The sequence below is a fragment of the Streptomyces sp. CLCI03 genome, assembly GCF_053615355.1.
The window spans coordinates 1434116-1456600 of the sequence record NZ_CM132132.1 but is presented as its reverse complement, the minus strand read 5'-3'; the positions used below and the strand labels follow the sequence as shown (position 1 = coordinate 1456600).

Here is a 22485-nt window from a genome sequence, read left to right as displayed (position 1 = left end):
CCGCGTCCGGTAGTCGGACAAGCCGGGAGACCTGGCGTCACCACCCGGTCTACGCGCGTGCGGCCGCCGTCAACTTGGCGCATTTCACGTGGGTTCACGCTCCGTTCGCCTCCGGTGGCCGCCCGCCGCAGCCTCATGCGAGCGCGGCCAGCGCTTGCGCGGCGAGCATCTGCTCCAGGTCCAGGACGGCGCGCGGGGCGTGCCGGGTGTCGATGCGGACGGCGTAGATGAAGCGCGTCAACTGCGGCTCGGCCAGGGGCCGGGCCACGACCTGGGTGTTGGCGCGGGGCAGGGCGAGTTGCGGCATGACGGCCACGCACAGGCCTGCGGCCACGAAGCCGAGCACGGTGTTGAAGTCGTCCCCCTCGTATTGCAGGCGGGCCTGGAAGCCAGGCGTCTTGGCCATCTGGGAAAGCAGTTCCAGGCGCAGTGCGGCCTCCGGAGCCGCGATCCAGGTCTCGGACGCGAGGCTGGCCAGGTCGATGACCTCCCTGTCGGCCAGGCGGTGGTGTGCCGGGACCACGGCCACCACCGGATCCCGTGCGACCAGCGTCCGGCGCAGCATCCGGGGCGGCGGGACGGGGATGAAGTCGTAGTCGTAGCTGAGGGCCAGGTCCATGTCCCCCCGCTTGAGCCGGTTGTAGCAGGCCTCGGGTTCCAGTTGGCTGAGGCTGACCTGCACGTGGGGGTAGGCCGCGTGGAGTTGGGCCAGCGCTTGCGGAACGATGCTGGTGGCGGCCGAGGCGAAGGCGCCGAGGCGGATCCGTCCGGCCGTACCCGCGCGCATGGCATCGAGTTCCACCGATGCCGTCGCCAACGCGTTGCGGACGCCCTGCTCGGCGTCGAGAAGGACTTCGCCTGCCGGTGTGGCGCGCACGGGCCGGCGCTCCAGCACTCTCAGGCCCGCGCGGCGTTCGAGTTCGGCGATCTGCTGGGAGACCGCGGGCGCGCTGTAGCCGAGCTCGCGTGCGGCGGCGTTGAAGGAGCCGTGCCGCACGACGGCTTCGAGGGTGGCGAGCAGGCGGGGGTCGAGTCCGTGCACGGAGTTAAGGCTCACTTATCTGTCGCGAAGATGTGTTTTCTTGTGATTGCGGATGAACGCCAGCAGGATTCTTGCTCGCGGCAAGAAAAACGCAAGCCCGCGCTCCCGGATCGTGACCGCCCCTCCACCTTGTCGCCGGGGCGCCCTCCGCCAGTGCCCCGTCCGCCCCGTCCGCCTTTTCTGCCGCAGCCCGCCGTGGCCGGGGACGTCCGGCGGGGCGGGTGTGCACCCGGCCGTCGACGATCACCCCTCACGCCCTGAAAGGAAGTGGTATGACCCAGCCACCACTCATCGGACTCACCACCTACCTGGCCGACGCCCGGTGGGGCGAGTGGGACCTGCCCGCCGCAGTGCTGCCTGCGGCCTACGCCGACTGTCTCCAGGCCGCGGGCGGCCGGGCCGTCCTGCTGCCGCCGGACGCCCCGTCGGCAGCGGCCGATGTGGTCGCACGTCTGGACGCGATCGTCCTGACGGGAGGCGAGGACGTGGATCCCGCCCTGTACGGCGCCCGGCCCCACCCGCGCACGGGGCCGCCGGTCCGCGAGCGCGACCGGTGGGAGCAGGCTGTACTGGCCGCCGGTCTCGCCCGCGACATACCCGTGCTCGGAGTGTGCCGGGGTATGCAGCTGATGAACGTACACGCCGGAGGCACCCTCATCCAGCACCTGCCCGACAGGGTGGGCCATCACGGCCACAACCCCGACCGGGGCCACTTCTGTGCCCACACCGTCACCACCGCGCCGGGGACCCGGATCGGCGCCCTCCTGCCGGGGACCCGCGAGGTCGCCACGCACCATCATCAGGCCGTGGATCGCCTTGGCTCCGGGTTCATCGTGTCAGCCCGTGCGGCGGACGGCACCGTCGAGGCGATCGAGAGCACCCGGCACCGCTTCGCCGTGGGCGTCCAGTGGCATCCGGAGATGGGTGTCGACACGCCGGTGGTGCACGCCCTGGTGGATGCCGCCGGTTCCGCCGCAGACACCGATCGGGCGGCTTCGGTGGCAGGACGGAAAGTGCGCACGGTACGAAACTCGCCGGGCCGGACTTTCCCGACACAGGTGTCTTGACACCCTCCGGCGCACCCATCAGGATCACACCGTGAACCTGTCAGACAGCCAGACAGGTGGCCAGGCCCCGCGGCGCGTCAGCGCGATGGAAGCGGTCTTCGGCCACCTGCGCAGCGCCATCGAGCGCGGTGAGTACGTCGTGGGCGACAAGCTCCCCTCCGAAGCCGAGTTGTGCCGGACCCTGGAGGTCAGCCGGCCCGTGCTGCGGGAGGCGCTCCGAGCCCTCCAAGCCATCGGCCTGACCGCCTCCAAGAGCGGCAAGGGCACGTTCGTCCTGGCGAACACGGTCGAGGACCCCACCTTCGGCGACTACGTCGCCAGCGACCTGCTGGAGGTGCGCCGGCACGTCGAGATCCCGGTCGCCGGGTACGCCGCGCTGCGCCGCACCCCGGAGGACCTGGACCATCTGGGCCATCTGCTCGACCGGATGGAGCAGGAGACCGACACCACCGCGTGGGTGGCGATGGACACCGTCTTCCACCTGGCGGTGGCCGAGGCATCCCGCAACCCCGTCTTCCGCCGCGTCATCGAGGAGATCCGCGACGCACTGGCGCGTCAGTCGACCTTCCTCAACGAACTGGGCGGCCGGCGCGAGCAGTCCAACTGCGAGCACCGGGCGATCCTCGAGGCGCTGGCCGACGGCAGCGAGCACGACGCGGTGGAGGCCATGTCCCACCACCTCCTGCGGGTCGAGACGACCCTCACAGAAATCGTGCGCCCCCAGCGCGCGGCCACCTCCACGGAAGGCAGACCCGAGGCGTGAGCGAGCAGTTCCTCAAAGACGAGAAGCGCCCCACGACCCGTCACGTGGACGCCGGGGACACCGGCTACAGCAAGTCCTTGACACCCCGGCACGTCAACATGATCGCCATCGGGGGTGCGATCGGCACCGGGCTCTTCCTCGGCGCGGGCGGACGCCTCGCCGACGCCGGCCCCTCACTGTTCGTCGCCTACGCCGTCTGCGGGATCTTCGCGTTCCTCGTCGTACGCGCGCTCGGCGAACTCGTCATGTACCGGCCGTCCTCCGGCGCCTTCGTCTCGTACGCCCGGGAGTTCCTCGGGGAGAAGGGCGCGTACACCGCGGGCTGGATGTACTTCCTCAACTGGGCGACCACCGGCATCGCCGACATCACCGCCGTCGCCACCTACACCCATTACTGGCGCCTGTTCTCCGACGTCCCGCAGTGGGTGATCGCGCTCATAGCCCTGGCCGTGGTCCTCACCGTGAACCTCATCTCGGTGCGGATCTTCGGCGAACTGGAGTTCTGGTTCGCCATCGTCAAGGTCGGCGCGCTGGTCGTCTTCATGGCCATCGGGATCTTCTTCCTCGTGACCCGGCACCCCATCGACGACGCCGTGCCCGGTCCGTCCCTGATCACCGACAACGGCGGGATCTTCCCCAACGGCCTGCTGCCCATGCTGCTGATCATCCAGGGCGTCGTCTTCGCCTATGCCTCCGTCGAGCTGGTCGGAGTCGCGGCCGGTGAGACCGAGAATCCCGAGGAGATCATGCCGAAGGCGATCAACTCGATCATGTGGCGCGTCGGCCTCTTCTACGTCGGCTCGGTCGTCCTGCTGTCGATGCTGATGCCGTGGAACAGCTACAGCGCCGGCCAGAGCCCGTTCGTGACCGTGCTCTCCCACATCGGCATCCCGGCGGCCGGCGACGTGATGAATCTGGTCGTTCTCACCGCGGCCATGTCCTCGCTCAACTCCGGCCTCTACTCCACCGGCCGCATCCTGCGCTCGATGGCCGTCAACGGCTCCGCCCCGAGCTTCACCGCCCGGCTGAGCCGCACCCAGGTGCCCTACGGCGGCATCCTGCTCACCAGCGGCATGTGCGTCCTCGGCGTCGGGCTCAACTTCGTCGTTCCGGCGGACGCGTTCGAGATCGTGCTCAACCTGGCCGCCATCGGCATCCTCGCCACCTGGGGCATGATCATGCTCTGCCACCTCCTCTTCTGGCGGAAGACCCGTGACGGCGAACTCACCCGCCCCTCCTACCGCCTGCCCGGCTCCCCGTGGACCGAACTCGTGACGCTGGCCTTCCTCGCCTCCGTCCTGGTCCTCATGTACGCCGACGGAGGAGCGGCGCGCACCACCGTGCTGTGCGTGCCACTGATCGCCGCGGCGCTGGTCGCCGGCTGGTACGCCGTCCGCGGCCGCGTGGCGCGCGCCGCCGCGAAGAGCGAGGGCTGAGCCGGGCGGCGGGCGCGGCCCGTCCCCCCGGGCCGGGCCCGCCGCCGGCCACCCCGGTCAGCAGCAACCCACCACCGAACGAGGCAGTGATGCGCAGCAGTCTCCTCGCGGACGCGCCCGCGATGCGCGAGCCCCAGCATGCACCCGTCGCCCACGTCACCCGGGGCGGCATGATCGAGGGAGTCCACTACGGATCCGTCGTCGTCCTCGGCAGTAATGGCGACGTCCGGTTGAGCATCGGAGACATCGAGGCCGCCTGCTACCCGCGCTCAGCCCTCAAGCCGGTCCAGGCCCTCGCCATGGTGCGGGCCGGGCTGCCGCTCGACGGCGCCCTGCTCTCCCTCTCGATGGGCAGCCACTCCGGCGAGGAGCACCACCTCGCAGGTACCCGGCTGATCCTCGAACTGGCCGGCCTCACCGAGGACGACCTGCGCAACGTCCCCGACGTGCCGTACGCCCCGGCGGTCCGGGATGCCTGGGTGCGCGAGGGCCGCGGGCCTTCCCGGCTCGCCCAGAACTGCTCCGGCAAGCACGCGGCGATGCTGTACCTGTGCAAACTGGCCGGCTGGCCCCTGGAGAGCTACCTCGACCCGGGCCACCCGCTTCAGAGGGCGATCGCCGAGGCCGTCGAGGAACTCACCGGCCAGCACATCGCGAACGTCACCGTCGACGGCTGCGGAGCCCCGCTGTTCGCAGTGTCCCTGCACGGCCTGGCCCGCGCCGCCGCCCGCATCGCCACGGCCGGTCCGGACACCGCCGGGCGCCGGGTGGCGGACGCGCTGCGCCTCCACCCGGAGATGGCCTCCGGCACAGGGCGAGACACGGCCCGGCTGATGCGTGCGGTGCCCGGGCTGCTGGCCAAGGACGGCTTCGAGGGCGTCCAGGTGGCCGCGCTGCCCGACGGCCGGGCCGTCGCAGTGAAGATCGCCGACGGGGCGGACCGGGCGCGTATCCCGGTGACGGCCGCAGCCCTCGCCCGGGCGGGAGTCGAGCCGCGGCTGCTCGCCGGGTTCGAGGGCGAGCCGATGACCGGCGGCGGCCGGCCCGTCGGCGGCATCCAGCCGGTGGCGGCGCTGAACCCGCTCAGCATCCCCGCCACCGCCTGACTCCATCCCCTTTCACCACCTTGACCCACCCACCTCAGGAAGAGGGCCGCACACCCATGACCGCCGCCACCCGCAGCGAACACGACCTGCTCGGAGACCGCGAAGTCCCCGCCGACGCCTACTGGGGCGTCCACACCCTGCGCGCCACCGAGAACTTCCCCATCACCGGGACGCCCATCTCCGCCTACCCGCACCTGATCGACGCCCTCGCCGCCGTCAAGGAGGCCGCCGCTCTCGCCAACGTGGGACTCGGCCTGCTGGAGCCCGCGAAGGCCGCCGCGATCGTCGCCGCCTGCCAGGAGATCCGCGGCGGGAAGCTGCACGACCAGTTCGTCGTCGACGTCATCCAGGGCGGAGCTGGCACCTCGACCAACATGAACGCCAACGAGGTCATCGCCAACCGGGCGCTGGAGCTGCTGGGCCGTGCCAGGGGCGAGTACCGGGACCTTCACCCCAACGAGGACGTCAACCTCGGCCAGTCCACCAACGACGTCTACCCGACCGCCGTGCGGATCGCGACCGTCTTTGCGGTGCGCGGCCTGCTCGGCGCCATGGCCGTCCTCCAGGACGCGTTCGCCCGCAAGGCCGTCGAGTTCCGCGACGTTCTGAAGATGGGCCGCACCCAGCTGCAGGACGCCGTGCCGATGACGCTCGGGCAGGAGTTCTCCGCCTTCGCCGTCATGCTCGACGAGGACCGCAGCCGCCTCGCGGAGGCCGTCGAGCTGATCCTGGAGATCAACCTCGGCGCGACCGCGATCGGCACCGGCCTCAACGCCCCCGCCGGATACGCCGAATCGGCCCGCCGCCACCTCGCCGACATCACCGGGCTGCCCCTGGTCACCGCGGCCAACCTGGTCGAAGCCACCCAGGACTGCGGCGCGTTCGTCCAGATGTCCGGTGTACTCAAGCGCATCGCCGTCAAACTGTCCAAGACCTGCAACGACCTGCGCCTGCTGTCCTCCGGGCCGCGCGCGGGCTTCGGCGAGATCAACCTGCCGCCGGTGCAGGCGGGTTCGAGCATCATGCCCGGCAAGGTCAACCCGGTGATCCCCGAGGTCGTCAACCAGGTCGCCTTCGAGGTGATCGGCAACGACATCACCATCACGATGGCCGCCGAAGCCGGACAGCTCCAGCTCAACGCCTTCGAGCCGGTCATCCTGCACTCTCTGTCGAAGTCCATAACCCACCTGCGCGCGGCCTGCCTCACCCTCGCCGAGCGCTGCGTGGCCGACATCACCGCCAACACCGAGGTGCTGCGCGCCACCGTCGAGAACTCCATCGGCCTGGTGACCGCCCTGAACCCGCACATCGGGTACACGGCCGCCACCGACATCGCCAAGGAAGCCCTCGCCAGTGGCCGGGGTGTGGCCGAGCTGGTCCTGGAGAAGGGCCTGCTGCCGGCCGAGAAGCTCGCCGCCCTGCTGCGGCCCGAGGTGATCGCGGGAACCGGCGCGACCATGGCCTGACAGGGGTCCGCTGTCGGCTTACCGGCCGCGTGCGACTCCGGCGCTGCTCCTCATTCCGGCCGTGGCCAGCCGTGGTGCGGAGGGTGGGGTGGCGGTGGCGGGATGGTGGCCGTTCCCGCTCCACGGCGATGCGGTGGGCGCGGCCGCCTGCGGGTGCGCGGACTCGTCCGAGCGGACGGCGACGACGTAGTCCAGCCCGCGTTCCGCCAGGCCGTGGCGGAACGCGGTGATCTGGCCGTAGCCGGCGTCGGCGACGATCACCATCGGCTCCAGGCCCCAGGCGACCGCCTCGTCAATGAGGTCCAGGGCCAGGCGCAATCTCTCCCGGTGCCCGACCTCTTCGGGTAGGCCGGCTTTTATGCGGCGTTCAGTGTCGTCCTGCCACTCGGCGGGCACAAGCAGGCGCCAGTCGCCGTGGGACCACGCGGAGGTGCTGCGGGCCGTGTCGCTCCCGTGCTCGTGGACCACGTGCGACCGCAGGCCACGATGCGTCGCCGTCCGAGTCGAAACATCCAGCCACCCGTCAGGCCACTGGTACTTCGGAGGGTGCGACCCGGGAACTGCTGTGGAGGGTGCGGTGCCGGCTGGGTGTCGTTCCGTAGTGTTCCAGGAACACCTGCCTCATCGTCTAGGCGGAGCTGAACCCGCAGCGCCTGGCGATCGAGGCCAGCGGCAGTGCCGTGGAGACGAGGAGTTGTGCGGCCGCCTCGGCTCGGGCGGTCCGTACGAACTGGGCAGGTGTCTGTCCGAGCTGGTCGAGGAACAGCCGGGCCAGGTGGCGCGCGCTGACTCCCGCGTGCGCGGCGAGCGCGGTGGCGCCGAGGTCGTCGCCGAGGACCGTGACCACACCGCTCGTACCAACGTCTCTGCCTGACTGGGCATGGGAGCGCGCAGATGTCCGCCAAGCCCTCCGCACCCGCGATATCGGCACCGTGTTCCGCCACGGCCAGCAGTACAGCAGGGCCGGCCAGGCGCGCATCGCGGCTGCCGTCGGCATGACGCAGGCCCGCGTCCGCCATGGACAGCAAGGTGTCCCTCTGGAAGATCTTGGCACTCCGCCCGGTGGAGCGCTCGAGCTGACTCGCCGGTTCCTGGCGGGCGGTCGATGTCCTCGCACACCCGATTGAGTCTTTCCGGGGTCGTGCCGGGTGACGATCAGACGGGCGTGGGCTGTCGCCCGTCAGGGTGTTGTGGAGCCTGGCCAGATGGCCGAGGCGTCGTCGCGGTGCGGGTCGGGCAGCCGGATCGGGCGGACAGGGATGGTGCGTTCGCGGCCTTCGGTGGCGGCCGTCCACGGGGCGGGGTGCCCGGAGTAGCACAGGGTGGTCAGGACGAAGAGGCCGTCGGCGTAGACCTCGACGTACTCGCCAATGGTGAGGATGCGCAGTGTGGCGGCGGGTTCGGTCAGGACGGTCTCGCCGAGCCGGGTCCCCTCGGGGCCGGTGACCCAGAGGTTCTTGCCGTCGCAGCCGACAACGAGGGCGGGGCTGCCGTCCGGGGAATCGGTGCGGAGAATAACGTCGACGGGCCCGGTGAGGCCGATGTCGCCGACTGCGTGCGGGGCGGGGTGCTCCGTTTCCTCGCCGAGCCAGACGTCCAGGCCGGGCCACCATTCCAGGCGGGGCGTCGAACCGTCCAACATGACAAGGGACTTGGGCTGGGCGAGCATCCCGCGGCAGGTCTCGCCGGAGTCAGTGAGGCCGACCCGGCGAGGCGTAGTGTGCAGCACGACGCGGGAGCCATCGGGCGCGACGATGACGCGCGGGGCGTAGGCGCCGGCCGGGCCGAGGGGACCGCGGCGGGTCCAGGGCCCGCGCAGGCTGGGGGCGGTCCACGACTCGAAGCCGCGGGTCGCGCCGATGGAGCCGAGCAGCAGCCAGCTTCCGTCGTCGAGGCGTTCCAGGACCGGGCACTCCAGTTCATCGACGTCACCGGGGGAGATGAGCGGCGGATGGACGGTCCAGTGCTCCAGGTCCGCCGAGGTGGCCAGGGCGACACAGCCGCTGACCTCCACCGGGAGGGAGGCGTCGCTGGCGCAGACGACCATGACCCAGCCGTCCGACGCGTCATCGCGTACGACGAACGGGTCACGCCAGGCCATCTTCTCGCTGGTGCGGTACCAGCGCGGGTCCGCCTCGACGACCGGCCTGGTGCCATGGCGGCGCCAACCGGTGCCGTCCGTGCGGTCCGAGTACGCCAGTCCGACCGACTGGACCGGCCAGCCGCCCGGTGTGAGACCGAAGACGCCGGTGTAGAACATCGTCATTGCGTCGCCGTGCCGGATGGGGTGCATGGTCCACACGGCCTGCTGGTCGAAGCGGCCGGGCAGGCCGTTGCCGAAGGCGGTGCCCTGGGGCTGCCAGTGGACCAGGTCGGTGGAGGTTGCCCGGCCGTAGGAGGTCTCCATCCGCAGATGATCGAACTCCGTTGTCCAGGGCCCCTGCAGGTGCAGCACCGCGTATGTGCCGTCCTCGTCCCGCAGGAGGGCGAAGTCGTTCACGCAGAGGCCGGGCGGGGCGTATCGCATGCACATTCCTGTCGGCTCACAGCGCCCAAACGTATGCGCTGATGCTTGATAACAAAAAGGTCTCTCAAGGATCAGCCCAAGTAAATCCGAACGCAAACGCTTGCGCAACAACGAGGGCGGGTTTACGGTCACGTCACCTGCAGATCACATCGACGTGAAACCAACGGGAGGGAATGCGCCGTGACGGCCAGCATCACCGATGTCGCCCGCGCCGCCGGAGTCTCGACGTCCACCGTGTCCCGCGCGCTGCGCGGACGGCCGGGCGTGTCCGAGGAGGTGCGGACGCAGATCGCGGCCCTCGCCGCCCAGCTCGGCTACACCGCCTCGCGTTCCGCGTCGAGCCTGGCCAGCGGGCGCACCTTCACCATCGGGGTCGTGGTCCCGTACGTGGGCCGCTGGTTCTTCGGCACCGTGGTGGACGCCGCCGAGCAGGTCTTCAGCGCCGCCGGGTACGACGTGCTGCTGTACAACCTGGGATCGCCGGAGACACGCAAGCGTTTCTTCACCAAGCTGCCGGTCCGCAAGCGGGTGGACGCCGTGCTGTCGCTCCTCATCCCTGACGAGGAGGAGTCGGCTGCACTGCGTTCACTCGGGGTGCCGCTGGCCACCACGGTCGGCGGAGCCCGGCTCGGCTTCACCGTCGTCGGCATCGACGACCGGGCCGGAACGGAGAGCGCCGTACGCCACCTGGTGAACCTCGGTCACCGACGGATCGGGATGATCAGCGGGTCCAGTGGGCCGCTGCACTGGACCACCCCCGTCGAAAGGCGCAGCGCCTACCTGGACGTCCTGACCGATGCGGGGATTGAGCACGATGCGGCCCTGGAAGCGGACGGCGACTACACCGTCGAGGGCGGTGAGCGGGCCATGACCGAGCTGCTGGCTGTCTCCCGCCCGCCGACTGCCGTGTTCGCGCAGTCGGATGAGATGGCGATGGGCGCACTGCGCGCCCTGCGCCGCCACCGGCTGAAGGTGCCGGACGACGTGTCCGTCGTCGGCTTCGACGACCACGAACTCGCCGACGTGGTCGGACTGACCACCGTCGCCCAGCCGGTTGCCGACCAGGGCGCCGAGGCCGCCCGGCTGCTGCTGCGGCAACTGGACGAACCCGACGCCGAGCCGCCGGGGCAGGTGCAGATGCCCATCCGTCTCGTCCTGCGCGAGACCACCGCCCCGCCGCGCCTGCGCGGCCCGAGGTAACCCCCCGAGCGCCGCACCCCCACGCCCCGGAAAGCTCCCCCCCGCACTTCGAACCCTCGCCGCAGCACGGAGGCACAAACCATGAGCTCGACCAACAGAAAGTACCGCCGTACCGTCCGTACGGGCCTGGCCCTCGCTCTCCCCGTGGTGGCGCTGGCCGCCTGCGGCTCGGGCGGCGGCACCGATGCCTCCGCCGAGGCCGGAAGCGGCAAGGGCACCATCAGCGTCTGGGCCCACCAGGGCCAGAAGAACGAGGCCGGTGCGCTGCAGAACGCGGTGAAGTCCTTCAACTCCTCGCAGGGTGACATCAAGGTCGACTTGAAGCTGATCCCCGAGGCCGACTACACCAAGACCATCACGGCCACCGACGCCTCCAAGCTGCCGGACGTGATGGAGTTCGACGGCCCGACCATGGCGAACTTCGTCTACAACAAGAAGCTCGCCCCCATCGACACGCACGTCTCCACCGAGACCATGGACAACGCCACCGACGCGAGCAAGGCGCAGGGCGAGGTCGGCGGCAAGCACTACGGCCTGGGCATGTTCGACTCCGGCCTGGGGATCTACGGCAACAAGAAGCTGCTCGACGCGGCCGGGGTGAAGTACCCGACCAGCCTGTCCAATGACTGGACGGCGACGGAGTTCACCGCCGCGCTGGGGGCGCTGAAGGCCATGGACACCGACGGCAAGACCCTCGACCTCCAGGAGACCGGCGGCTACGCCAACGAGTGGGGCACCTACGGTTTCGCCCCGGTCGTCTGGTCCGCGGGAGGTTCCCTCCTCAAGGACGGCAAGGCGGAAGGCGCCCTCGACACCCCGGCCGTGATCTCGGCCATGAAGACCTTCCAGTCCTGGAAGACGTATGTCGACCCCAACACCGACGGCAACGCCTTCGCCAAGGGCCGCGTCGCCCTGAGCTGGGTCGGCCACTGGATGTACCCCGCCTACAGCGAGGCCCTCGGCGACGACCTCGTCGTACTGCCGCTGCCCGACTTCGGCAACGGCCCCAAGACCGGCCAGGGCTCTTGGGCCTGGGGCATCGGCGCCGACAGCAAGAACGCCAAGGCCGCCGGCACGTTCCTGGACACCCTCCTGAACGACGCCAACATCACCGCCATGACGACGGCCAACGGGGCGGTGCCCGCCACCAAGACCGCGCTCGACAAGAGCGAGCTCTACAAGCAGGGCGGCCCGCTCCAGCTCTACGCCGACCAGCTCGCCAAGCCCTGCGGCGACAAGGACATCACCAAGTCCTGCGTCGCCGTCACCCGCCCGGTGACCGCCGGCTACCCCCTGGTCACCTCGAAGTTCAGCGAGGCCCTGAACTCCATCTACGGTGGCGCCGACCCCGAGCGCGCTCTGCAAAAGGCCGCCCGCGCCATCGACCAGGACTTCTCCGACAACGCCGGCTACAAGATCCCGTAGGACCCATCGGCCCGGGCGGCCGCGGCTGCCGCGCCCACCCCGCCAGGAACAGGACCCTCCCGTGACATCCGTGGAACCCGCGCACGCCGCGCCGCCCGGCCCGGAGCAGGCCTCATCCGTGACATCCGTGGAACCCGCGCACGCCGCGCCGCCCGGCCCGGAGCAGGCCTCATCCGTGACATCCGTGACATCCGCGCGATCGACGCGATCAGCGCGGCCGGGCCGCAAGAACCGTGACTGGCTGCACGGACTACTCATGTCCGCCCCGGCCGTCGTCGGACTGATCGTCTTCGTCGGTGTGCCGTTCGGCTACGCCGTGGTGCTCTCCTTCTACAACGTCCGCCTCGGCTCCCCGCTGGAGCCCAGCTTCTTCGGCTTGGAGCAATACCGGAGGCTGTTCACCGACCCCGACCTGTCCGGCCCGTTCCTGCGGGCCCTGCTCAACAACCTGACCTTCGCCGTGTTCGTCGTACCCGTGCAGACGGCCCTGGCGCTGGCCCTGGCGATCCTGCTCAACCGCAAGCTCAAGGCCATCGGATTGTTCCGGTCGCTCTTCTTCATGCCGGTCGTCTTCCCCATGACGCTGGTCGCCGTGATCTGGCGACTCATACTGGCCCGCAGTGACCAGGGCATGCTCAACTCCGCGCTGGACGCGGTGAGTTTCGGCAACTGGGGTGCCTTCGACTGGCTCGGCGACTCCGCCACCGCCATGGCCTCGATCGTCGTGCTGTCCATCTGGCAGGGCGTCGGCTTCCAGATGGTCATCCTGCTCGCCGGCCTCCAGCAGATCCCGGGTGAGCTCTACGAGGCCGCCGAACTCGACCGCGCCAGTCGTTGGCAGCAGTTCCGCCACGTCACCCTGCCCGGCATCCACTCCACCCTCGTCTTCGTTGCGATGCTCACCTCGGTGCTCTCCTTCCGGGTCTTCGACCAGGTGTACGTCCTCGTCCGCGGGGGCGGTCTGGATGAGGACGCCACCCGCACCGTGATGTACCAGGCCGTCACCACCGCCTTCGACCAGAACAACATCGGCCAGGCGTCCGCGATCACCGTCGTCTTCTTCCTGATCGTCGTCGTCCTGACCCTCATCCAGCGCCGCCTCGTCCGGCCCGGAAACGAGGACTGACTCATGGGCACGACCCCTACGCCCCTGCGCCGCTTCATGGACTACGCCGTACTCAGCGTGCTGGCCTCCGTCTTCGTGCTACCGGTGATCTACCTGTTCCTGGGCAGCCTCAAGCCGTCCGACGAGATCCTGGACGGTCTCTCCGGCTTCCTCCCGACCGACCTGTCCTTCGACAACTACTCCGCCGTCCTGAGCAGCCTCAACTCCGACAGCACCGGCTATTTCTGGCGCTTCATGGGCATCTCGCTGCTGCTGGCGTTCGTGGTCGTGACGGGCGGCCTGTTCGTCAACTCGATGGCCGCGTACGGGCTGTCACGGCTGAAGTGGCGCGGACGCGAAGCCGCCTTCACGCTCATTCTGCTGCTGATGTTGGTCCCGTTCGAGTCGGTGGCCGTCCCGCTCTTCTACATGTTCAACGACCAGCGCAACACCCTCTACATCCTGGCGCTCCCCTTCATCGCCAACGCCTTCTCGGTCTATCAGTTCCACACGTTCTTCCGCTCGATCCCACCGAGCATCGAGGAAGCTGCCCGGATCGACGGCGCGGGCCCCTGGCGCACCTTCTTCGCGATCATCGTCCCGATGAGCAAGCCGGCGTTCGCCTCAGTGGCGATCCTGACCTTCCTTATCCAGTGGGGCTCGTTCCTGTGGCCGGTGCTGATGGTCTCCGACCCGTCGGTCCGCCCGCTGCCGCTGGAGATGAGCGTCTTCCAGGGCCAGCAGCCCCCGGACTGGGGCCAGATCCTCGCCTTCGGCGTCCTGCTGGTCCTACCGGTGCTGATCGTCTTCGCGTTCTTCCAGCGGTGGTTCGTCCAAGGCGTGGCCAGCTCTGCGGTCAAGGGCTGAGTCCGGCGCGTGTCCATCCGCAAGGTCAAGGACGAACGCTACGACCGAGCCCCCCGCACTGCGCTTTTACAGAGAGACAGCCCATGAACATCCCCACCAGCAGCGTCACCGTCCTCGGCGAGTGCGTCGCCGACGCCTTCACCGACCCCGCCCTGTCCAGCCCCGCCGATCTCGCCCTGCGCGTCCTGCCCGGTGGCGGCCCCGCCAACACCGCCGTTGCCCTCGCCCGACTCGGCACCCCCACTCGCTTCCTCGCCCGGATCTCCAACGACGTCTTCGGCACCCTCTTCCGCAACCGCCTCAGCGCCTCCGGCGTCGACCTGAGCGGCAGCGTGGCCGCCCCCGAGCCCAGCACCCTGGCCATCGCCGACCTCGACGAGACCCGCCAGGCCACCTACTCCTTCTTCGCCGACGGTGCCGCCGACTGGCAGTGGACCGCCGACGAACTGTCCGACACCGTGCCGGGCGAAACCGTCGCCGTGCACACCGGCTCCCTGGCGCTGATACGCCGCCCCGGAGGCAGCCACATCGAGGACTACCTCGCCAAGGCACGCGAGCACGCCACCGTGTCCATCGACCCCAACGTCCGCCCACTCCTCGTACCGCCCGCCGCCTACCACCAGCGGCTCCACCACTGGTGCGCCGTGGCCGACATCCTCCGCCTCAGCGAAGACGACCTCAGCTTGCTCCTCCCCGGGGCCAGCCCCGAACAGGCCTGCGATACCTGGCACGCGGCCGGCGCGCGCCTCGTCGTCATCACCCTCGGCGGACGCGGCGCCCTCGCCTCCCTCGACGGCGCACGCGTCACCGTCCCGGCCCCGACCGTCGACGTCATCGACACCGTCGGCGCCGGAGACGCCTTCACTGCCGGCTTGCTGCACCGCCTCACCGCACTCGGACACCTTGGCGGCCGACTCGATGCCCTGACCCTCGAAGGCACCACCGACGCCTGCTCCTTCGCCGCCCGCGTCGCCGCCCTCACCTGCTCCGTCCCCGGTGCAGACCCACCCTGGGCAGAACGTTTGGCGTCCCGGCCCGCCCAGAACCCGGGCGCACGAGGGCACATCCACAGCACATGAGCCTGGGTAACGGCGCCAACCCGTGAGAAGCAGGGACTAACCTCCACCTCCACTTCCGCTTCTCAGGACCGGCCCTCGGATACGCCTCGGCTGGCGGGTCTGTAAAATTAACGGTGGTTCTGGAGTTGTCGGGGGTTCAGCGGCGGGCGGCTGGGAGTCGGCCGTCGAAGGTGATGTCGAAGGCGTTCAGAACGGCTTTCCAGCGTGGGGTCCAGCGCTTTCGGCCCTGGCCGGTGGGGTCCAGGCTCATGACGGCCATGCAGACGCACTTCAGAGGGCGGTTCGTGAGTTGATGTCTGTTTCCGGGTGAGGCTGGGGTATGGCTGCTGGGCGGGCGCTCGGCCGGCTACTGCCTCCTGGCGAAGCTGCCAACATCGACTTCGGTGAGGACATCGAGCTTGACCAGGCGTTTCAGCTTGGCGCGGGTGCCCTCGACGTTCTTCGGCAGCAGTTCGTGGTCGAGGGCCTGACAGACGTCGCGGGCCCGGAGGGGTCCGGTGGCCTCGTTGAATACGGTGAGGATGCGGGGGTGGTCCGGGTGCTCGGGAAGGTAGGGCGAGTCCGCCTGGGCGGGGATCCGGTCGGCGAGGGCGGTGACGGTCTTCCGGGTGATCGCCAGATGCTCGAGGTGGATCTCGGCCTCCCGCAGTCGGGCCTGCAGTGCGTCGATCTCGGTGCGGAGGTCCTCGGCCAGGGCCCGGGCGGCGTCCTGCTGGATGCCGAGCGCGTCGAGCAGGGGGTCGATGTTCACGCTGCCATCGCCTGCGCATCGCGCCAGGTGGGGGTGTTCGCGTCGGTGAGCCGGCGGGCCATGACGTGGGTCATGGCCCAGTAGACGCGGGAGGCGGAGGAGGCCGGGCGGTGCTCGTAGTCGCGGACCAGGCGCCGGTGCAGTATCAGGATCCCGTAGGTCTGCTCAACCCTCCACCGCTTCGGCTGCGGAACGAACCCTGTCTCCTGCGGGTTGCGTTCGACGATCTCGACATCGATGCCCATGCCGGATCCATGCGCGACGACCTGGTTCTTGAAGCCCTGGTCGACCAGGGCCTTGCGGACGGTGCCGCCAGCGTGCTCGGCAACCCGGTCCAGCAGGGCGATGCCCACGGCGTTGTCGTGAGCGTTCGCGGCCAGCACGATGACGGCGATGACCAGCCCGAGCACGTCCACGGCCAGTCCCCGCTTGCGGCCCGGCACCCGCTTCGCCGGATCCCGGCCGGTCGTGGTGGCGGGGACCCCGGCAGCCGCACGGACACTCTGCGTGTCCAGAACCACCAGGGTCGGGTCCTCTAATCGACTGGCCCGCTCCCGGACCTGGCGGCGCAGGAGTTCGTGGATGACCTGGTCGGTCCCGTCGTCCCGCCAGGCGGCGAAGTAGTATGTCGCACTCTTCGGCGGCAGATCGTGCGGCAGGTTGGCCCACTGGCAGCCGGTCCGGCCCTGGTAGAGGATCGAGTTCACGATCTCCCGCATCGCGTACGCGCCCTGGTGGCCACTCACCGAGCGATGCCGGTCCTTCCACGCTGTGATCACCGGCTCGACCAGATCCCACTGCTCGTCCGATAAGTCGCTCGGGTACGACTTGCGTTCACTCACTCCGCCACCCCAGCAGACCACCGGCTGCGGACCAGCGGATTCGGCCCGCACCCACACCATCAGGCGACAATAAAAACACACAAAGACTCACGAACCACCCTCTCAGGTCGCCCGTGGGAGTGGGCTGAAAGCCCAGGGCGTGCGCGGCCCGCCCAATCCGTCCGAACCTCCCGAGTGGCGCCTTGGGATGACGACTGGTTGGGGACCAGTTGGGGACCAGTGCCGCTGCACGCAGGTGCACGGCACGCGCATTGGCACACGTTCCTCGCCCTCAAATAGCGCCACATGTCCTGATTGTGGGCCTGGCGCAGCCATCTGGGGGTCAAGGGGTCGCAGGTTCAAATCCTGTCGTCCCGACTTTTCGAAGTCGCAGGTCAGGGGCCGTTTCAGAGCAATCTGAAACGGCCCCTTGATCGTTTTTGGGGACCACTTGGGGACCAACCCGCTTGACCGCGTCAGGTGGCGACCATGATCGGTACCGTGAGCGACCGCGGGCTCGCAACACGCTGAGGTGCGCGAAGAGCGTGGTGCTGGCGGCGGTGACCCGGCGGTCGTCGGGGTGCAGCTAGTACTGCGTGGTGGTGAGCGAGTTGTGCCCGCCGATCGTGTACATACGACCGCCTCGGGGGCCGGTGAACAGCCGAGTTTTGGTGCCCTGGTCTACTACGCGATCGCCAATGCCTCCGCCTGGACCCTCACAGCAGCCGAAGGACGACCGGCGCGGATCATCCCCGTGGTGGGGCTGGCCAGCTGCCCTGGTCCTGGCCTTCGCCCTGCCCGCTCATCGGTGATCACCGGCGCCGCGGTCCTGGCCGCGGGCGCCGCCGCATACGGGATCCGCCGCACGATCACCGCCAGGAAGGAGAAGCGGTGGTAGGGCGCGACGCGCCCTGGGACCAAGGAACCGGCGGTGTACCGGCGCCGCACGGGACGATGTCGCCACCACCACTCCGGCGGCGAAAGGGGCAGCTTCCCATGTCTTTGCTCAACTCCTGGCAGCCGAAGATGAACGCGACGCACGCCTGAACCGCACCGCCGACCTGACGACGACCGGACCAGCCGTGGCACCGGCCGCTGACTGGGCGCAGCCATGCGGCCGGGCCAGCGGGCCCAGCGCTCAAGTGCCCTGTCAACACAGTGGATTTCTGCTCTTCGTTAACGGACTTCTGACGTATTCTTGACGCCTGGTGTGCCGGGAAGTCTGGTCGGCGGTCAGGAGCCATGGGTTCTTCCATGGGCTCCGGCTCTCGCTTTGAAAGGCATCCGTCATGACCGCCATACAGCAGCCCGCTGCGCCTGCGCCCCTGCCAGGCGGGCCCGGCCGCCGGAGTCCGCGCCGTTCGGTCCTTTTCTTCGCGTTCGCTTTCGCTGTGATCGCAGATCCAGTCTCCTCCGTGGCGTACGCCATCGAGGCGGCGCTGCGCGCCCTGCACGGCGATCTCGCCCTGCTGCTGCCGACGATGTCGCTGGTGGTGGGCCTGGTCGTGGTGGTCACCGCCAACTACTGGCAACTGGTGCGCCGTTTCCCCAAGGGCGGTGGGGCGGCGGCTGCGGCCGGGCGGGCCTTCGGGCCGCGCTGGACGTTCGTACCCATCGGCGCGCTCGTCGTCGACTTCGTCCTCACCATCGGCATCTCCATCGCGGCCGCCGCCAGCGCCGTGATCGCCCTCTTCCCCGCCGCCGCGCCCTTCCGTGTCCCGCTCGCCCTGCTCCTGCTGCTGGTCGTCGCCGGGCTGACCTGGTTCGGACACGGCGGGCGGCTGCTGTTCGCCGTCATGACCGTGCTCTTCGTGCTCGTCTGTGTCGCCGTGCTCGTACACGGCTTCGTCTCACCGCACACCATGGGTGAGGCCCCCGCCTCGACGGACCCGGGCCGCTCCGCCGCCCTCGCGGTCGTCCTCGCCTTCCCCGTCGCGATGGCCCTGGCCACCGGCATCGAGGCCCCGTCCACGGCCATCGCGCAGCTCGGCCAGCTCGACGACACCCACCGCCGCCGCTTCGGGCGCGGCACCCTCGCCCTGCTCCTGGTCATCGTCGGGGGCCTCACCCTGGCCCTGACCGCGCTCGCCGTGCGCCTCCGCATCGGCATCCCGGACAAGGACTCCACCCAGATCGCCGACATCGCCCACGCCGCCGCCGGATCCGGCTGGCTCTACGGAGCCTTCCAGGTGACCAGCTCCCTTCTGCTCTTGGCCGCCGCCAGCTCCTCCTTCCAGGCAGGCCCGGGACTCCTCAAGGCTCTGGCCGGCACACCGGAGCGCCCGGGTGTGCTGCCCGAACTGCTGGGTCGGACCAACCGGCACCACACCCCGTACTGGTCCGTCGTCGTCTACCTGGCCGCGGCGGCGGTGATCATCGTGGCTGCCGCGGGGGAGGAGCAGGAGCTCGTCCTCTTCTACGCGGTCGCGGTCTTCGTCAGCTTCCTCGTCGGCCTGCTGGCCATGACCCGCTTCGCCCGTACCGAGCGCAAGCCCGCCCTCGCCTGGCTGAATGCCATGGCGGCCGTCACGGTGGCTTTCACCCTCCTGGTGAACCTCCTCCGTGGCTGGCCCATCCTCTCCCTGGTCGCCACCCTCGCCATCGGCGGAGCCTTCTACCTCCGCTGGGTCCGAGCCGGACGTCCATCCGGCATCGAGGACGTGGAAGCCCGTGCCGAAGCTGACTGATCCGAAGCGGTCACCACATCGACCACGATCCGCAGGCCCGGTCAGCCGGGCCCTTGTACGGCCCACCACAATCACCCATGGCACACACCCACTGAAAGGAGCCCGCATGGGGATCCGCTACGGCATCGGCGCACTGATCGCTGTCACAGCGCTACTGCTCGCCGGCTCCGGCATCGCCACACTCAGCAGTGGCTGGCTGCTGCCCTGGCAGCGGCGGCACATCGTCCGTCTCCGGCTTTTCGGCTGGGCACAGCTCCTGATCGCGATCGCGCTGGGCATCCAGCTGATCGGTCTCCTGGCGGTCGATTCCGCCTACCGCACCATGTTCACCGTGCCCGGCACCGTGGTGTTGCTGTTCGCCCTGGTGTTGATCACGCGTGCGCAGCGTCCGAGAGGCACAGGCCAAGGAGGCTGAGCCCGGGGACGACGGTCCGATTCGCTGGCTCGTCGCCGTCCTCGACATCATGTGTGGGGAAGCCATGCCGCCCGAGAGTAGCCGTCGCATCAGGGCGTCTGACCTGCGCTCCCGCGCGGATTGCGAGCGCGGGAGCGCGGTTGGGCGCACCATGGGATGCGGGGGCCGAGGGGGTGCGACGAGCGGGCAGGAGCCCGTCGATGGTGCGTGGGCGATTGCGGATCTACCTCGGGGCCGCCCCGGGGGTGGGAAAGACGTACGCGATGCTCGAGGAAGGGCAGCGGCTGGCTTCGGCCGGTGCCGATGTGGTCGTCGGTTTCGTCGAGCCGCACGGTCGGCGGCCCACGGCTGCCCTTGCCGAGGGGCTGGAGATCATTTCCCGGCGCCCCATGGAGTACCGGGGTGCGAGCTTCACCGAGATGGACCTGGACGGGGTGCTCGCCCGCCAGCCGCAGGTCGCCTTGGTCGACGAACTGGCCCACACCAATGTGCCCGGCTCCCGCCATGCCAAGCGATGGCAGGACGTCGAGGAACTCCTCGACGCGGGGATCGACGTAGTCACCACGCTCAACGTCCAGCACCTGGAGTCCCTGGGCGACGTGGTCCGGCAGATCACCGGTGTCCCGCAGCGTGAGACCCTGCCCGATGAGGTGGCACGCCGCGCGGACCAGATCGAACTGGTGGACCTGCCGCCCGAGCTGCTGCGCCGACGCATGCTGCACGGCGAGGTCTATCCCTCGGACCGCATCGAGGCCGCCCTCACCCACTACTTCCGCGTCGGCAACCTCACCGCCCTACGCGAACTCGCCCTGCTGTGGCTTGCCGACCGCGTTGAGGAAGGACTGCAGCGCTACCGCGCGGAACACGGCATCACCACCCCCTGGGAAACCCGCGAGCGCATCATGGTTGCCCTCACCGGCGGCCCCGAGGGAGAAACTCTGATCCGCCGCAGCGCCCGGATCAGCGCCCGAGTCCCCGGCAGTGAGCTGCTGGCATTGCACGTCGTACCGAGCGACGGCCTCACCCACGGCGATCCGGCCGCCCTCGCCGCCCAGCGGGCCCTGGTGGAGTCGCTGGGCGGCAGCTACCACCAGACCACCGGCGACGACATCCCCGAGGCGCTGCTCCAGTTCGCGGAGGCCGAGAACGTCACGCAGATCGTGCTGGGCGCGAGCCGCCGCGGAAGGCTCTCCACGTTCCTCCGTGGCGGTGTGGGGCACCGGACGATCCGGCGATCCGGCCCCATCGACGTACTCGTGATCACCCATGAGCACGCCGCCGGCTCGACTTCCCCGCTGCGACTGCCGCACCCGAGCCGCGCCACCGGCCCACGGCGCTTCTGGACGGCGATGCTGCTCGCGGCGATCACGCTCCCGGGCCTGACCGCCCTCTTGGTTCTCCTGGGCGAGCACGTGGATCTCTCCCTCGCCTTGGTGCTCTACCTGCTCGCCGTTGTCGTGATCGCCCTGGTCGGTGGCCTCGTTCCCGCACTGGTGGCCGCTCTTGCCGCGGGACTGCTCGCCGACTACTACTTCACCCCGCCGATGCACTCGTTGCGCGTACAGCACCTCGCCGACGTCATAGCGCTGGTGGTGTACGTCGTCACGGCCGTCATCGTCGGCATGGCTGCGGGTGCGGCCGCACGCAGCACGTACCAGGCCGTCCGCGCGAGCTCCGAGGCCCGGGCACTGAGTCGGCTGGCCACCGCCATGATGCACGGCCAGGACCTGCCGACCTTGCTCGAACAGGTACGGGAGGACTTCGGCCTGGATGCGGTGAGTCTGTTGGAACGCGATACGGGGCATGCCGCCGAGCCCCGCTGGTACGTCGTCGCCAGCACTGGTGAGGATCCACCCGAGCGCCCGTACGACGCGGATGTGGACAGCCCCGTCGGCGACGACCTCACCCTGGCTGCCCGAGGGCGCCCGCTGAGCAGCGATGACCAGCGAGTACTGGGAGCGTGCGCGGCCCAGTTGGGCATGGCCTACTCCCACGGCCGGCTCGCTGCCCACGATGCCGAAACGGGCCTGCGCGCCGAAGCCGAGCACACTCGGGCCTCGCTCCTCCTCACCGCGAGCCGCGATCTGCGGGGCCCACTGCGCACAGCCGACGAAGCGCTGGATGGCCTAGGCGTCGGCACGGATATGAGAGAGAGCCGGAACCTCGCCATAGCTCGGTCGTCGGTGCGGCGTGCGGTCCAGCTTCTCTCGGACCTCGACGAGTTGAGCCGCCTGCACGCCGGGGCACTGGATCTGTATCTGCGACCGGTCGATCTCGACGAGCTGCTGACCGCCGTTCTGGACGACCTGGGTCCTGGTGGCCATGCGATCCAATGCAGCCTGCCGGAGCTGCTGCCCGACGTGATCGCCGACGCGGCGGTGCTCACTCGCGTGCTGACCGCTTTGGCGGCCGAGGCCCAACGCCACAGCCCGCCGGACCGGCCCGCGCGGCTGACAGGCAAGACCCGGGCTGGTCAGGTGGAGATCTACATGACGGACGGCACCAACGACGAAGTGCAGGGAGCGGAACGCGGCACACATCCGAGTCGCACGCCGGACAGTCTGACCCTGCGGATGTGCCGTGACCTCACGGAGACGATGGGGGGCACCCTTGAAGCCGCAGCCGTCGGCCCCGGCTTTGCCGTGACGCTCACGCTTCCGGCGGCGGCCTCCCGGCGGCCGATCACCCCGTCTGCGCCCTCCCCGACGGAGGATCAGTGACTCGCGTC

At 69.7% G+C, this 22485-nt stretch carries 20 protein-coding genes and 1 pseudogene; 14 read left to right on the top strand and 7 right to left on the bottom strand.

Annotated elements, in window-relative coordinates:
* Window positions 1-133 precede the first annotated feature (133 nt).
* On the bottom strand, window positions 134-1042 hold the full coding sequence (locus tag ACWG52_RS06630; RefSeq protein WP_053788610.1) for a LysR family transcriptional regulator: 909 nt from the start codon (window positions 1040-1042) through the stop codon (window positions 134-136).
* Window positions 1043-1314: 272 nt separating this feature from the next.
* Between ACWG52_RS06630 and ACWG52_RS06625 the strand changes: the two genes are divergently transcribed.
* The 5 genes from ACWG52_RS06625 (at window position 1315) to aspA (ending at window position 6880) form a co-directional block, all read left to right on the top strand.
* Entirely contained in the window at window positions 1315-2109 is a 795-nt protein-coding gene (locus ACWG52_RS06625) for a gamma-glutamyl-gamma-aminobutyrate hydrolase family protein (protein WP_453128138.1), read from the top strand.
* A gap of 31 nt (window positions 2110-2140) precedes the next feature.
* On the top strand, window positions 2141-2872 hold the full coding sequence (locus tag ACWG52_RS06620; RefSeq protein ID WP_078613352.1) for a FadR/GntR family transcriptional regulator: 732 nt from the start codon (window positions 2141-2143) through the stop codon (window positions 2870-2872).
* A complete protein-coding gene (locus ACWG52_RS06615; RefSeq protein WP_257553328.1) occupies window positions 2869-4308 on the top strand; it encodes an amino acid permease in 1440 nt (479 codons plus the stop codon). The genes ACWG52_RS06620 and ACWG52_RS06615 overlap by 4 nt, the downstream gene beginning before the upstream one ends.
* Before the next feature lie 89 nt (window positions 4309-4397).
* Window positions 4398-5414, top strand: a complete 1017-nt coding sequence (locus ACWG52_RS06610; protein ID WP_453128135.1) for an asparaginase — start codon at window positions 4398-4400, stop codon at window positions 5412-5414.
* Window positions 5415-5470: 56 nt separating this feature from the next.
* Window positions 5471-6880: an aspartate ammonia-lyase gene (aspA, locus tag ACWG52_RS06605; RefSeq protein WP_453128133.1), complete on the top strand. Its 1410-nt coding sequence runs from the start codon at window positions 5471-5473 to the stop codon at window positions 6878-6880.
* Window positions 6881-6898: 18 nt separating this feature from the next.
* Here aspA and ACWG52_RS06600 read toward each other — a convergent pair whose 3' ends face one another.
* The 3 genes from ACWG52_RS06600 to ACWG52_RS06590 all read right to left on the bottom strand — a co-directional run bounded on the left by ACWG52_RS06600 (window position 6899) and on the right by ACWG52_RS06590 (window position 9407).
* Window positions 6899-7348, bottom strand: a complete 450-nt coding sequence (locus ACWG52_RS06600) for a transposase (RefSeq protein WP_453128131.1) — start codon at window positions 7346-7348, stop codon at window positions 6899-6901.
* 160 nt (window positions 7349-7508) lie between these two features.
* The gene (locus ACWG52_RS06595) at window positions 7509-7727 is read right to left on the bottom strand and encodes a helix-turn-helix transcriptional regulator (protein ID WP_366266752.1); all 219 of its coding nucleotides are present in this window, start codon (window positions 7725-7727) and stop codon (window positions 7509-7511) included.
* Window positions 7728-8060: 333 nt separating this feature from the next.
* Window positions 8061-9407, bottom strand: a complete 1347-nt coding sequence (locus tag ACWG52_RS06590) for a glycoside hydrolase family protein (RefSeq protein WP_052872400.1) — start codon at window positions 9405-9407, stop codon at window positions 8061-8063.
* A gap of 180 nt (window positions 9408-9587) precedes the next feature.
* Here ACWG52_RS06590 and ACWG52_RS06585 point away from each other — a divergent pair, with 180 nt between their 5' ends.
* The 5 genes from ACWG52_RS06585 (at window position 9588) to ACWG52_RS06565 (ending at window position 15083) form a co-directional block, all read left to right on the top strand.
* Window positions 9588-10607: a LacI family DNA-binding transcriptional regulator gene (locus tag ACWG52_RS06585; protein ID WP_030297526.1), complete on the top strand. Its 1020-nt coding sequence runs from the start codon at window positions 9588-9590 to the stop codon at window positions 10605-10607.
* Window positions 10608-10688: 81 nt separating this feature from the next.
* Window positions 10689-12032 carry a sugar ABC transporter substrate-binding protein gene (locus tag ACWG52_RS06580; protein ID WP_453128128.1) on the top strand — a complete coding sequence of 448 codons (1344 nt, stop codon included), beginning with the start codon at window positions 10689-10691 and terminating at the stop codon, window positions 12030-12032.
* Window positions 12033-12288: 256 nt separating this feature from the next.
* Entirely contained in the window at window positions 12289-13158 is an 870-nt protein-coding gene (locus ACWG52_RS06575; protein ID WP_453128126.1) for a carbohydrate ABC transporter permease, read from the top strand.
* 3 nt (window positions 13159-13161) lie between these two features.
* Complete coding sequence (locus tag ACWG52_RS06570; protein ID WP_453128125.1) at window positions 13162-14004, top strand: carbohydrate ABC transporter permease; 843 nt, start codon at window positions 13162-13164, stop codon at window positions 14002-14004.
* 83 nt (window positions 14005-14087) lie between these two features.
* Window positions 14088-15083, top strand: a complete 996-nt coding sequence (locus ACWG52_RS06565; RefSeq protein WP_453128123.1) for a carbohydrate kinase family protein — start codon at window positions 14088-14090, stop codon at window positions 15081-15083.
* Window positions 15084-15219: 136 nt separating this feature from the next.
* Here ACWG52_RS06565 and ACWG52_RS06560 read toward each other — a convergent pair.
* The 3 genes and pseudogenes from ACWG52_RS06560 to ACWG52_RS06550 form a co-directional block, all read right to left on the bottom strand.
* A pseudogene (locus ACWG52_RS06560) lies at window positions 15220-15357 on the bottom strand (IS256 family transposase); the annotation flags it as partial.
* Between the two features lie 72 nt (window positions 15358-15429).
* Window positions 15430-15834: a hypothetical protein gene (locus ACWG52_RS06555; RefSeq protein ID WP_453128122.1), complete on the bottom strand. Its 405-nt coding sequence runs from the start codon at window positions 15832-15834 to the stop codon at window positions 15430-15432.
* The gene (locus tag ACWG52_RS06550; protein ID WP_453128120.1) at window positions 15831-16676 is read right to left on the bottom strand and encodes an IS5 family transposase; all 846 of its coding nucleotides are present in this window, start codon (window positions 16674-16676) and stop codon (window positions 15831-15833) included. Before ACWG52_RS06550 ends, ACWG52_RS06555 begins: the two co-directional genes overlap by 4 nt.
* Before the next feature lie 592 nt (window positions 16677-17268).
* On the opposite strand from ACWG52_RS06550, the gene ACWG52_RS06545 reads away from it, so the two are divergent.
* The 4 genes from ACWG52_RS06545 (at window position 17269) to ACWG52_RS06530 (ending at window position 22477) form a co-directional block, all read left to right on the top strand.
* The gene (locus ACWG52_RS06545; protein ID WP_376680274.1) at window positions 17269-17553 is read left to right on the top strand and encodes a hypothetical protein; all 285 of its coding nucleotides are present in this window, start codon (window positions 17269-17271) and stop codon (window positions 17551-17553) included.
* A 493-nt stretch (window positions 17554-18046) separates the two neighbouring features.
* Complete coding sequence (locus tag ACWG52_RS06540; RefSeq protein WP_376680273.1) at window positions 18047-19342, top strand: APC family permease; 1296 nt, start codon at window positions 18047-18049, stop codon at window positions 19340-19342.
* Window positions 19343-19448: 106 nt separating this feature from the next.
* Entirely contained in the window at window positions 19449-19757 is a 309-nt protein-coding gene (locus ACWG52_RS06535) for a hypothetical protein (RefSeq protein WP_376680272.1), read from the top strand.
* Between the two features lie 200 nt (window positions 19758-19957).
* Window positions 19958-22477, top strand: coding sequence for a DUF4118 domain-containing protein (locus tag ACWG52_RS06530; protein ID WP_453129044.1), 2520 nt, complete (start codon window positions 19958-19960; stop codon window positions 22475-22477).
* Window positions 22478-22485 lie beyond the last annotated feature (8 nt).

Bases quoted from the DNA above. Each gene is read 5' to 3' on its own strand.
- ACWG52_RS06535 (WP_376680272.1), top strand. From the start codon at position 19,449: ATGGGGATCCGCTACGGCATCGGCGCACTGATCGCTGTCACAGCGCTA.
- ACWG52_RS06570 (WP_453128125.1), top strand. From the start codon at position 13,162: ATGGGCACGACCCCTACGCCCCTGCGCCGCTTCATGGACTACGCCGTA.
- ACWG52_RS06575 (WP_453128126.1), top strand. From the start codon at position 12,289: ATGTCCGCCCCGGCCGTCGTCGGACTGATCGTCTTCGTCGGTGTGCCG.
- ACWG52_RS06610 (WP_453128135.1), top strand. From the start codon at position 4,398: ATGCGCAGCAGTCTCCTCGCGGACGCGCCCGCGATGCGCGAGCCCCAG.
- ACWG52_RS06565 (WP_453128123.1), top strand. From the start codon at position 14,088: ATGAACATCCCCACCAGCAGCGTCACCGTCCTCGGCGAGTGCGTCGCC.
- ACWG52_RS06580 (WP_453128128.1), top strand. From the start codon at position 10,689: ATGAGCTCGACCAACAGAAAGTACCGCCGTACCGTCCGTACGGGCCTG.
- ACWG52_RS06625 (WP_453128138.1), top strand. From the start codon at position 1,315: ATGACCCAGCCACCACTCATCGGACTCACCACCTACCTGGCCGACGCC.
- ACWG52_RS06530 (WP_453129044.1), top strand. From the start codon at position 19,958: ATGGTGCGTGGGCGATTGCGGATCTACCTCGGGGCCGCCCCGGGGGTG.
- ACWG52_RS06590 (WP_052872400.1), bottom strand. From the start codon at position 9,407: ATGCGATACGCCCCGCCCGGCCTCTGCGTGAACGACTTCGCCCTCCTG.
- aspA (WP_453128133.1), top strand. From the start codon at position 5,471: ATGACCGCCGCCACCCGCAGCGAACACGACCTGCTCGGAGACCGCGAA.